Here is an 8,389-nt window from a genome sequence, read left to right as displayed (position 1 = left end):
TGGAGGCGCATTATAGGGAGTTCTCTGCAGGCCGCAATAGAAAAATGACATAAAAATGACTGACTGCTGCATTCCCCAGCAAAACCCCGCTTTATACCTGATTACACACAGACTTATCCACAATGCAGCGAAAAAGTGAAAAATGACGAGCGGTGCGCAAACGTTTTCGTTAAAATGCTCGCGCTAAATAAAACGCCCCGCAAGGTGTGTTAGCTGAGTTTTTCTAAAGAAAATTCACCTAACGCTCTCTGTAATCGTGAAATCCAGGGGATTTACCATGCAACAACGTCGTCCAGTCCGCCGCGCTCTGCTCAGTGTTTCTGATAAAGCCGGTATCGTCGAATTCGCTCAGGCGCTTTCTGCACGTGGTGTAGAGCTGCTGTCTACTGGCGGTACCGCTCGCCTGTTAGCAGATAAAGGTCTGCCGGTAACCGAAGTCTCCGATTACACCGGATTCCCGGAAATGATGGACGGACGCGTCAAAACCCTGCACCCGAAAGTTCACGGCGGCATTCTGGGCCGTCGCGGTCAGGACGACGGTATTATGGAACAACACGGGATCGCGCCGATCGACATGGTTGTCGTTAACCTGTACCCATTCGCCCAAACCGTTGCCCGTGAAGGCTGCTCGCTGGAAGATGCGGTAGAAAATATTGATATCGGCGGCCCAACCATGGTGCGCTCCGCTGCCAAGAACCATAAAGATGTGGCCATCGTGGTGAAGAGCAGCGACTACGACGCCATTATTAAAGAGATGGATGCCAACGAAGGCTCTCTGAATCTTGAGACGCGCTTCGACCTGGCGATTAAAGCCTTCGAACACACTGCCGCCTACGACAGTATGATTGCCAACTACTTCGGTAGCCTGGTACCAGCCTATCATGGTGAAAGTAACGAGCCTTCCGGCCGCTTCTCTCGCACCCTGAATCTCAACTTCATTAAGAAGCAGGACATGCGCTATGGCGAGAATAGCCACCAGCAGGCTGCCTTCTATATAGAAGAAGAAGTAAAAGAAGCTTCTGTTGCCACCGCACAACAAGTACAGGGCAAGGCGCTCTCTTACAACAACATCGCGGATACTGACGCCGCGCTGGAGTGCGTGAAAGAGTTCAGCGAACCAGCCTGCGTGATTGTGAAGCACGCCAACCCATGCGGTGTCGCGGTAAGCGCCTCTATTCTGGATGCTTACGACCGTGCTTACAAAACCGACCCAACCTCCGCGTTTGGCGGCATCATTGCCTTTAACCGTGAGCTGGACGCCGAAACCGCACAGGCCATTATCTCCCGCCAGTTTGTTGAAGTGATCATCGCCCCTTCTGCCACCGAAGAAGCGCTGAAAATTACCGCCGCGAAACAGAACGTGCGCGTACTGATTTGCGGTCAGTGGGCAGAGCGCGTACCGGGCCTTGATTTCAAAAGAGTTAATGGTGGTCTGCTGGTACAAGATCGTGACCTCGGAATGGTAAGCGAAAAAGACCTGCGCGTTGTGAGCAAACGTCAACCTACCGAACAAGAGCTGCGTGATGCGCTGTTCTGCTGGAAGGTTGCCAAGTTCGTTAAATCTAACGCCATCGTCTATGCGAAAGAGAACATGACCATTGGCATAGGCGCAGGCCAGATGAGCCGCGTCTACTCCGCTAAAATTGCGGGTATCAAAGCGGGCGACGAAGGTCTGGAAGTAAAAGGCTCCGCCATGGCGTCTGACGCCTTCTTCCCGTTCCGTGATGGTATCGACGCGGCTGCTGCAGTGGGCATCACCTGTGTGATCCAGCCTGGCGGCTCTATCCGCGATGATGAAGTGATTGCCGCAGCCGATGAGCACGGCATCGCGATGATCTTCACCGACATGCGCCATTTCCGTCATTAATTCCCGGAGCAGACAATGAAAGTATTAGTAATTGGTAACGGCGGGCGTGAGCACGCCCTGGCATGGAAAGCCGCGCAGTCTCCACGGGTCGAAACCGTTTTTGTGGCCCCCGGCAATGCCGGCACGGCGCTGGAGCCAACGCTGCAGAACGTGGCGATTGGTGTGACGGATATACCCGCCCTGCTGAGCTTTGCTCAGAGCGAGAAGATCGATCTGACCATCGTCGGCCCGGAAGCGCCGCTGGTAATTGGCGTTGTTGACGCCTTCCGCGCGGCAGGCCTGAAAATCTTCGGCCCGACCGAGGGCGCCGCTCAACTGGAAGGCTCCAAAGCCTTCACCAAAGATTTCCTTGCCCGGCATAAGATCCCGACGGCGGAATACCAGAACTTTACTGAAGTCGAACCCGCGCTGGCTTATCTGCGTGAGAAAGGCGCCCCTATTGTTATCAAGGCGGATGGCCTGGCCGCCGGTAAAGGCGTAATCGTGGCGATGACCCTCGAAGAAGCCGAAGCTGCCGTACAGGATATGCTGGCAGGTAACGCCTTTGGCGACGCAGGCCATCGTATCGTCATCGAAGAGTTCCTCGACGGCGAAGAGGCGAGCTTTATCGTGATGGTTGATGGGGAGCATGTGCTGCCTATGGCCACCAGCCAGGACCATAAGCGCGTGGGTAACGCAGACACCGGCCCGAATACCGGTGGGATGGGCGCTTACTCCCCTGCGCCTGTGGTCACTGACGAAGTGCATCAGCGGACCATGGAGCGCATCATCTGGCCTACCGTGAAAGGGATGGCCGCAGAAGGCAATACCTATACCGGTTTCCTGTACGCGGGCCTGATGATCGATAAGCAGGGCAACCCGAAAGTCATTGAGTTCAACTGCCGCTTTGGCGATCCGGAAACCCAGCCCATCATGCTGCGCATGAAATCGGACCTGGTCGAACTCTGCCTGGCAGCCTGCGAAGGCAAACTCGATCAGCAAACCTCTGAGTGGGACGAGCGTGCCTCTCTGGGCGTGGTGATTGCGGCGGGCGGTTATCCGGGGAGTTACAACACCGGTGACGAGATCCACGGCCTGCCGCTGGAAGCGATAGACGGCGCGAAAGTGTTCCACGCCGGCACGACGCTGGCAGACGACGATCGTGTCTTAACCAACGGTGGCCGCGTACTGTGCGCGACCGCACTCGGACATACCGTTGCTGAGGCACAGAAGCGCGCCTATGTGCTGATGGCAGATATCCACTGGAACGGCAGCTTCAGCCGCCAGGATATCGGTTATCGTGCGATTGCGCGTGAGCAGGGAGAGTAATTCCCCCTCACCCTAACCCTCTCCCTTAAGGGAGAGGGGACTTAAAAACTCTTTTCCGTCGGCTGCCAGGTACAGAAATCTTCGTTCGCCACCAGTAAAAGCTGAGAACCTTCCGGCGCCTCGAGCCACGCGATGCTGACTTCCATAGAAGAGTGACGCTGACGACGTTCAATATGTTCGGTGGCCCAGGACTCCAGTTCAGGCTTCACCGTCTGCCCCTCACAGGTTGTCACCGTACCATCGCTATGCCAGCGCCCCTGACGCAGCACCACGCGCCCCTGACGCAGCGCATCGCTGGTCTGACGGATTTGATCGGCACGATAACGGTAGAGCGCGATTTGGTCGCTGGAGAGTTGCTGCTTTTGCCCCCCCGTTTCGTGCTGCATAAAGCTCAGCTCGCCGCGGTCATCAAAACGTATCCGCACATGTTCCGGGGTGGCGCTGTAAATGTTCAGTTCGATAAGGGCGAGAGTATCATCTTGCCAGCGGTATTCACTGGTTGTGGTACTGCCACTATGCCAGGGGCTGAAAGCGGAAAGCAGGTGAACGTCGTCGTCTGAATCTTTACGCCAGATACGCACTGCCCCCTGATTATCGGCATATCCGCTGGCGGTAAAGGCCGGCAGAGAGGCGTCGCGACTACAGGCAGAGAGCAACAGCACGCCTGCCAGAGCCAGGGCCTGGCGCCAGACAGACAAAAGGGGCGAAACCGCCCCTTCGTTAAAACTGTTCACTGCCACGCGTCTTACTTAACTGCGTCTTTCAGTGCTTTACCAGATACAAAAGCCGGCACGTTTGCAGCGGCGATTTTGATCTCTTTACCGGTCTGCGGGTTGCGGCCAGTACGCTCAGCGCGGTGGTTCACTTTGAAGGTACCGAAACCTACCAGTTGTACAGCATCGCCTTCTTTCAGAGACTCAGTAATTGCAGCCAGGGTGGATTCCAGAGCAGCTTTAGCCTGTACTTTAGACAGATCAGCTTTGTCCGCAATTACATCAATCAGTTGAGTCTTGTTCATAAGTTATCCTTTCAATGTGTTTATCGCTTGCTAAGCATCGAGTGCGACGAAAATGCCAAAAAAGCACTCTCCTGCATACACGCACCGATAGCCACTTATTTTCGCCCCCCAAATGTAGACCAGACGGGGGGCAGAAGGGAAGAGTGCAGGCATGACAAAACAGGCGTTAAATCACGTTTTGTTGTCTCACTGGTTAATATTTATACCAATATTACTCTCACCCGCCTCACGCAAGTCTGCGCGCAGACCTTTAATCAGCTCAATGTCGCGTTCTTCGCACTCTGCCAGAAGGCGGAAAATTTCCCACTGGATGTCCCACTCTTGCTCAACCGCCGGGTTCGCCCTGAGCTCTTCGTCGGTCATTTCACGCCCTTCCTGGGTCATCTCCAGCATCGCAACCGTCGTGATAGAGGCCTTACTGACCTCAATGGCATGCTCCAGCGTTTCGCCACTTAGGCGGGAGTGAATCAGTTCACTTAATGCCACGCAGGCATCAATCGCCGGATAGACGCCATAGACTTCGTAGTCGTCTGCCGCAGGAATCGCCTCTTCCAGCTTCTCGAGCTGAGAGTCGAAATTCACCTTCGCATCTTTCACCGTCAGCGTCTCCCACACCAGGTCGAGGATGCGGCGATAGATCTGCCCCTCACCAAACGCCGTCTCTTTGCAGAATACGGCGTAGTTGGGATACATGCGCTCGCAAAGACAGGCCATAAAGGTGACGTGCTGCCAGCTCTCCAGCTTCTCAAGGCGCAGATGAATCGGGTTTTGTAACATGATGAGATCTCTAATCGGAAATTAGCCGCAGTGTACCTGAATCAGGGCTGAATTTCCTGCCAACGAACAAATGCCGGACGGCCTGATGCCACGGCATCCGCCCAGCGCGTCGGCTCGGGCAGACGGTAGCCTTTCATGCAGCGCTGTACCCATGCCAGGGCGGTGTCTGTACTGACCCGATGCCCGGTTGCCACAAACAGCGGATTGCAGCGCGCTTTACTGCGCCAGACCCATGCCAGCTGTTCGTTTTTGTCTATCAACGGTGCCAGGGCGCCCGGTTCGGCAGAGAGTGGCTCAAACTTGCCGCACAGGCGCTTTTTCGCGACCCCGATAGTGGGGACATCGACCAGCAGGCCAAAATGGCTGGCGACGCCTAAGCGACGGGGGTGGGAAATGCCATGTCCATCAACAAACAGGAGGTCAGGTTTTTGTGAGAGTTGCTCCCACGCTGCCAACAGCGCGGGATATTCGCGAAAAGAGAGGAAGCCCGGAATATAGGGCATGGTGGTGGCAATACGCGCGACCTTGTACTCCACCAGCTCTAACGACGGATACTTCAGTATCACCATCGCCGCCCGCGTCACTTCGCCACCCTGCTCAAATCCGACATCTGCCCCGCCAATGTACTGCGGAGGATCCGTATCCAGACGATCCTCGCGGATCACTGATGAGGCCAGTTCAATTTGCTGAGCGCGTAGCGACGCGAGATCCATAACCACTCCTTAAAGATGATACTGCGCAGAAAGCCGGTGCACCGCCTCCACAAATACGCCTGCATGCTCAGGCGGTACATCCTGATGAATACCGTGGCCGAGGTTAAAGACGTGGCCTTCACCCTGGCCGAAACCAGAAAGTATAGTCGACACTTCTTCTTCAATACGCGCAGCCGGCGCATAGAGCATGGAAGGATCCATATTGCCCTGTAGCGCGACTTTGTCGCCCACGCGACGACGCGCATCGGCGATATCGGTGGTCCAGTCGAGGCCCAGCGCATCACAACCGGTCTCCGCCATGGCTTCAAGCCACTGTCCGCCGCCCTTGGTAAACAGAGTTACAGGCACGCGACGACCTTCGTTTTCACGCAGCAGGCCATCCACAATTTTGTGCATGTAATAGAGCGAGAATTGCTGGTAGTCACGACCGGTAAGCACGCCGCCCCAGGTATCGAAAATCATCACCGACTGGGCGCCCGCTTTAATCTGCGCATTGAGATAGAGGGTGACGCTCTTCGCCAGCTTGTCGAGCAGTGCGTGCAGGGCTAACGGATCGGCATACATCATCTTTTTGATCAGGGTAAAGGCTTTGCTACTACCGCCTTCTACCATGTAGGTCGCCAGCGTCCACGGGCTACCGGAGAAGCCAATCAGGGGCACTTCCCCCTTCAGCTCACGACGAATCGTTCGCACTGCGTTCATCACATAACCCAGCTCTTGCTCCGGATCCGGGATGGGCAGGTTATCGATGTCGGCTCTGTTTTTAATCGGAGAAGAGAAGCGTGGACCTTCACCGGTTTCGAAATAGAGGCCAAGGCCCATCGCATCCGGAATGGTCAGAATATCCGAGAAGAGGATCGCAGCATCAAGCGGATAGCGGCGCAGCGGCTGGAGGGTCACTTCGCAAGCCAGCTCGGCATTTTTGCACAGCGACATAAAATCGCCGGCCTGAGCACGGGTGGCTTTGTACTCTGGCAGATAACGGCCAGCCTGGCGCATCATCCATACCGGGGTGATATCAACGGGTTGGCGCAGCAGCGCACGCAGATAACGATCGTTCTTCAGTTCGGTCATTGTTGCAGTTCCTTAAGCGTCATGGCCTCAGTGTATCACGTCATTCATACTCGGCCCGACACATTGCCACGGTATCTTCTATCAGCCGACGCGCCACCGTTCCCGGTGGGGGTAACAAGGGCAGATTGTCATAGCGATACCAGCTGGCGTTCAGCAGCTCTTTCGGGTCAATCACGATCTCACCGTCGTCATAGTCAGCCATGAACGCGGTCATCAATGACATGGGGAATGGCCACGGCTGCGAGGTGACATAGCGAAGATTTTTAACCGTGATCCCGCTCTCCTCCATCACTTCACGCGCCACCGCCTGCTCCAGGGTTTCGCCCACTTCAACGAACCCGGCAAGCACGGTATGTATGCCGTTACGGTGACGGGTATGCTGCGCCAGCAGGATGCTGTCTTCCCGCCGGATAGCGACAATAATGCACGGCGCAATCTGTGGATAGTAGCGCTCGCGGCAGTGGCTACAGAGCATTGCCCACTCGGTTTTGCTCGGCTGCATGGTATGCCCACAGTAGCCACAGAACTTATGTGAACGATAAAATTCCGCCAGCTGCACGCCGCGTCCCGCCAGTTGAAACAGGCCGACATCCTGATCGATCACCTGACGAACCGATCCCATATCCTGACGGCGATGTTGTTGGATCAACCACACAGGATCGCCCTGCCATTCGCCGATCTGCAGTGCGTGTTGCCCCACAAGATCGAAATTTCCTGCCTCACCGTGTGGTAATTCCCCGGCAGGCAACCATAATTTTTGTTCATGGCTGACGATCCACCAGCCGCGATCTAATTTTTCAATAATACGATCCATATCTATTGCACTACCTTCGCTTCACAGGCATGTTGGTAACATTATCATTACATTTTTGGGTGGGCAGCTTTTAATCTTAACCTTGCGGAGTCAAACATGCTAAACCAGCTAGAAAGCCTGACAGAGCGCGTTGGAGGTAGTAATAACCTGGTCGATCGCTGGCTACACGTGCGCAAGCATCTTCTTGTTGCCTACTACAATCTGGTTGGCATTAAGCCTGGCAAAGAGTCGTTTATGCGCCTGAACGAGAAGGCACTCGATGATTTTTGTCAAAGCCTGGTGGATTACCTGTCCGACGGTCATTTTAATATTTATGAACGTATTATCGGTGAAATGGAAGGCGATACCCCGGTATTAGCCGCCACCAAAATTTATCCGCAGCTGGAGGCTAACACCCAGCAGATAATGGATTACTACGACTCCACGCTTGAGAACGCTATCGATCATGATAACTATCTTGAGTTTCAGCAGGCGCTGTCCGACCTGGGTGAAGCACTGGAAGAGCGCTTCACGCTAGAGGATAAGCTGATCGCACTGGCGCTGGATAACGATCTGACCGCCAGCAACGAAGATCACATCGCCCGGCCTGCTTGAGTTATTAGCCGTTAGCGCGTAATTTATCTACACCGCTTCTGCACTGCAGGAGCTTTTTCTTGTCGGAGTGCCCAGAGCGAAAGCCGGGCTGAGACCGTTAATTCGGGATCCGCGGAACCTGATCAGGCTAATACCTGCGAAGGGAACAAGAGTCAATCTGCTGTCGCATCGCCCCCGGGCGATCGTCTCTCTTGCTTCATCCGTCGTCTGACAAGCCATGTCCT

General features: G+C 55.0%; 9 protein-coding genes and 1 riboswitch. Of the genes, 3 read left to right on the top strand and 6 right to left on the bottom strand.

The features are described from left to right. The first annotated feature begins 277 nt into the window (after window positions 1-277). Window positions 278-1,867, top strand: a complete 1,590-nt coding sequence (purH, locus tag B3B59_RS04935; protein ID WP_286808244.1) for a bifunctional phosphoribosylaminoimidazolecarboxamide formyltransferase/IMP cyclohydrolase — start codon at window positions 278-280, stop codon at window positions 1,865-1,867. 15 nt (window positions 1,868-1,882) lie between these two features. After that, a complete protein-coding gene (gene purD / locus B3B59_RS04930; RefSeq protein ID WP_286808242.1) occupies window positions 1,883-3,175 on the top strand; it encodes a phosphoribosylamine--glycine ligase in 1,293 nt (430 codons plus the stop codon). Between the two features lie 41 nt (window positions 3,176-3,216). Here the strand turns inward: purD and B3B59_RS04925 are convergent, their stop codons facing one another. From B3B59_RS04925 to nudC, 6 genes are all read right to left on the bottom strand, one after another. After that, a complete protein-coding gene (locus B3B59_RS04925; RefSeq protein ID WP_286808248.1) occupies window positions 3,217-3,909 on the bottom strand; it encodes a DUF1481 domain-containing protein in 693 nt (230 codons plus the stop codon). 11 nt (window positions 3,910-3,920) lie between these two features. Next, window positions 3,921-4,193 (bottom strand): nucleoid-associated protein HU-alpha, encoded by a 273-nt coding sequence (gene hupA / locus B3B59_RS04920; protein ID WP_002445246.1) that lies wholly within the window; start codon window positions 4,191-4,193, stop codon window positions 3,921-3,923. 186 nt (window positions 4,194-4,379) lie between these two features. Continuing rightward, a complete protein-coding gene (locus B3B59_RS04915; protein WP_040077660.1) occupies window positions 4,380-4,970 on the bottom strand; it encodes a YjaG family protein in 591 nt (196 codons plus the stop codon). Window positions 4,971-5,011: 41 nt separating this feature from the next. Beyond that, the gene (nfi, locus tag B3B59_RS04910; protein WP_040077661.1) at window positions 5,012-5,683 is read right to left on the bottom strand and encodes a deoxyribonuclease V; all 672 of its coding nucleotides are present in this window, start codon (window positions 5,681-5,683) and stop codon (window positions 5,012-5,014) included. 9 nt (window positions 5,684-5,692) lie between these two features. Continuing rightward, window positions 5,693-6,757, bottom strand: coding sequence for a uroporphyrinogen decarboxylase (gene hemE / locus B3B59_RS04905; protein WP_046887167.1), 1,065 nt, complete (start codon window positions 6,755-6,757; stop codon window positions 5,693-5,695). Window positions 6,758-6,797: 40 nt separating this feature from the next. After that, a complete protein-coding gene (nudC, locus tag B3B59_RS04900) occupies window positions 6,798-7,571 on the bottom strand; it encodes an NAD(+) diphosphatase (protein ID WP_046887168.1) in 774 nt (257 codons plus the stop codon). Between the two features lie 96 nt (window positions 7,572-7,667). On the opposite strand from nudC, the gene B3B59_RS04895 reads away from it, so the two are divergent. Then, window positions 7,668-8,165 (top strand): Rsd/AlgQ family anti-sigma factor, encoded by a 498-nt coding sequence (locus B3B59_RS04895; RefSeq protein WP_040077665.1) that lies wholly within the window; start codon window positions 7,668-7,670, stop codon window positions 8,163-8,165. Between the two features lie 53 nt (window positions 8,166-8,218). Next, a riboswitch (TPP riboswitch) is annotated at window positions 8,219-8,327 on the top strand. Window positions 8,328-8,389 lie beyond the last annotated feature (62 nt).

Source organism: Leclercia sp. UBA2479, assembly GCF_002341985.1.
Lineage (GTDB): Bacteria > Pseudomonadota > Gammaproteobacteria > Enterobacterales > Enterobacteriaceae > Enterobacter > Enterobacter pneumoniae.
Note: the sequence above shows the minus strand (reverse complement) of the source record. Positions and strands in the feature narration are given on the sequence as shown.